Below are 1,806 nucleotides of genomic sequence, written 5' to 3' on the forward strand. Positions count from 1 at the left end.
CCGTTTACTGGTGAGATCCGCTTCTACTGTTACGTCGGCGAAAACCAGTGCACCGAGTTCTCGGCTTACTTCGTGAACGGCATGCTGAACTTCCTGACGCCGATCGGAAAGGAGACCATCTCCGTGAAGACGCGAGTGAAGCTGCGTTCCGGCCACGAAGCGGAAGTGGAACCGGCCAAGGGCATCCACGGCATGCTGCTGGTTTCCGGTGCGGACGACGGGTACTTCCTGCGCGTGCGTCACGGAGCGGAGTTTCGTGACTACCGACTGGCCCACTCTGACGTGGAAATCCGGATCGTCGACAACGATGCCTTCCTCTATCGTGCGGGTGATGACCTCTGGCTGGATCATGCGCCAGAGACACTGGGATTGGAGATCGTGAACGTGGCGGAGGGCAAATGAAACAGCGGATCCGCTATTGGAATTGCACCAGGTTCGCAGACCGGATTCGCGGTACTGCGAAGCCGCACAGCGAAACCGCCGGGGGCTGGCGTGATTGGAAGGAGGATGCGAAAGCCCGGAACCCCCGAGGCCGTTCGCCTGATCCCGATCAACCGGATCGAGGTACTTAATTCACGGGAGCGCAATACCAAAGTCTTCGAGGAGATCGTCGGCAACATCAAGGCGATCGGTCTGAAAAAGCCGATCACCGTCACCCAACGCGAGGGGGCCGACGGTGAGCCCAAATACATCCTCGTCTGCGGCGAAGGGCGTCTGAATGCATTCCGCCTGTTGGGGGACCAGCAGTTCAACCCGGAGGTGGCGCGCGTACTGCGCAAGATGCGCCCGACCACGCGGCCAGAGTCATTGGCCGTTGCTCGTCTCAGCAAACTGTGCTTCGATATCCATTGATCCATGCAGGATGCGAACGATGCCGAGCCCCATCCTGGTCTCATGAAAGAAGATCACGTAGTTACCATGCGCACAAGACCGGATGCCGTCGCCCAACTCGGACCGAGGACGGTAAGCCTGTGGGGCCGTAGCAATCTTGGCGCACTGACGACGCAATTCGATGACGAAGCTCAATGCCCTGCGTGGATTGTCTCGAGCGATGTAATCGCCGATGTCTTCGAGATCTCGTTCAGCCAGTGGAGAAAAGATCACTCGCATCAAGCGGGCTGCTCGCCAGCCATGGCTCGATACTTAGCCTCCAGTCGGTCGAACACATTGTCGGCAGGAATTCCAGGGCCACTCGCCATTCCGGATGCAATGGCCGCACGTAATGCCTCCCTCTGCATTGACGCCTGTGTCTGCTGATCCTCAAGCAGACGCAGGCCTGCGCGAACTACCTCGCTGGCGTTATTGAAGCGTCCTGACTCCACCTGGTCACGAATAAAGTGTTCAAAATGGGAATTGAGCGCAACGCTGGTTGGCATTTTGATCTGCTCCAAAAGTTAATAACTGTTATTAAACTCACGGACAGAGATCCTGTCAATACGGTTGCGTTTTACGAACCTGTAGGCTGTTTGCCATGATCGACCTCCAATTGCTGGTTCGACAATTCATATCTGATCCGTCGGGATCTCCAGCCAAGTGACCCCCGGCTTTTTCTCAACAAAGATACGGCGGCCCTCAAGGCGATAGGTCAACTGGCTGTTGTGCCTTGGATTGGACAATACGGCGGGGTTGAAAACCACGTAGCTCTCACCGCCCTGATATCGTACAGTCGATGTGAGTAGGCCTGGGTGGCCCTCACGGTGAATCCTCGCTCCAACCGATTGCGAATACGTGTAGTCGGTCGTGTGCATCAAGTCCGGATATTCATGCACCACGTGTCGAAAATCCAGCAAGGCGGCATCGCATGCC

General features: G+C 56.8%; 5 protein-coding genes. 2 read left to right on the top strand and 3 right to left on the bottom strand.

Going from position 1 to position 1,806, the window contains the following annotated elements:
- On the top strand, window positions 1–402 hold a 402-nt coding region (locus QZY07_RS06105; protein ID WP_295400675.1), incomplete at its 5' end, for a hypothetical protein.
- 105 nt (window positions 403–507) lie between these two features.
- On the top strand, window positions 508–852 hold the full coding sequence (locus QZY07_RS06110; RefSeq protein ID WP_295400677.1) for a ParB N-terminal domain-containing protein: 345 nt from the start codon (window positions 508–510) through the stop codon (window positions 850–852).
- Here the strand turns inward: QZY07_RS06110 and QZY07_RS06115 are convergent.
- The 3 genes from QZY07_RS06115 to QZY07_RS06125 all read right to left on the bottom strand — a co-directional run.
- Window positions 805–1,110 (bottom strand): type II toxin-antitoxin system RelE/ParE family toxin, encoded by a 306-nt coding sequence (locus QZY07_RS06115; protein WP_295400679.1) that lies wholly within the window; start codon window positions 1,108–1,110, stop codon window positions 805–807. The two genes, QZY07_RS06110 and QZY07_RS06115, sit on opposite strands and share 48 nt — an antisense overlap.
- The gene (locus tag QZY07_RS06120) at window positions 1,110–1,376 is read right to left on the bottom strand and encodes a type II toxin-antitoxin system ParD family antitoxin (protein ID WP_295400681.1); all 267 of its coding nucleotides are present in this window, start codon (window positions 1,374–1,376) and stop codon (window positions 1,110–1,112) included. Before QZY07_RS06120 ends, QZY07_RS06115 begins: the two co-directional genes overlap by 1 nt.
- Before the next feature lie 126 nt (window positions 1,377–1,502).
- On the bottom strand, window positions 1,503–1,806 hold a 304-nt coding region (locus tag QZY07_RS06125; RefSeq protein WP_295400683.1), incomplete at its 5' end, for an RES family NAD+ phosphorylase.

This window comes from uncultured Thiocystis sp. (genome assembly GCF_903866365.1).
Classification (GTDB): domain Bacteria; phylum Pseudomonadota; class Gammaproteobacteria; order Chromatiales; family Chromatiaceae; genus Chromatium.

Excerpts from the sequence above, each read along its gene's own strand:
- QZY07_RS06115 (WP_295400679.1), bottom strand. The coding sequence starts at position 1,110 with ATGCGAGTGATCTTTTCTCCACTGGCTGAACGAGATCTCGAAGACATC.
- QZY07_RS06110 (WP_295400677.1), top strand. The coding sequence starts at position 508 with ATGCGAAAGCCCGGAACCCCCGAGGCCGTTCGCCTGATCCCGATCAAC.
- QZY07_RS06120 (WP_295400681.1), bottom strand. The coding sequence starts at position 1,376 with ATGCCAACCAGCGTTGCGCTCAATTCCCATTTTGAACACTTTATTCGT.